Here is a 484-nt window from a genome sequence, read left to right as displayed (position 1 = left end):
GTATATGGCGCTCCAATCCATCATCCCGCCCTCGGCGAGCATCCCCAGGAATGCGAGGCCGCCAAGCAGGTAGAGATGGTTCGTCAAAGCGCTGTCGAACTTGCCGTCCGTCGCCTCTGTCGCGTCCGCAGGGCCGTCTAACCGGGCTGCATTGTTCCACCCCGTGCAAGCGACAAGTGCGACTGCCGCCACACCGGCCCCCGTGACGCCAAGGCATACGCTCAAAGCGCCACCGTGGGACAGTATTTGACCGACCACAAACGCGCCGGCCAAGCTCCCGAAACTGAACACGGCATGAAACGACGACATCACCTGCCGGCGCATGCGACGCTCCAATGCCGAGGCATCGATATTCATCGAAACGTCGAGCGTTCCAAACCCGGCCCCCGCAAGGAACACAATCGCCGCCAGCGGCCAGGCGTCCCCGACATAGGGCAGGGCCGTCAGGGTTGCCCCAAACGTGATCGATCCCACCAGGCTTAGT

1 pseudogene is annotated in these 484 nt (G+C 63.0%); it reads right to left on the bottom strand.

Features of this window, described 5'->3' with window-relative positions:
• Positions 1–484: pseudogene (locus EOA32_RS39115) on the bottom strand (MFS transporter); the annotation flags it as partial.

It is taken from the genome of Mesorhizobium sp. M1A.F.Ca.ET.072.01.1.1, assembly GCF_004023325.1.
Taxonomy (GTDB): Bacteria; Pseudomonadota; Alphaproteobacteria; order Rhizobiales; family Rhizobiaceae; genus Mesorhizobium.
This window is presented reverse-complemented; position numbering and strand designations above follow the sequence as displayed.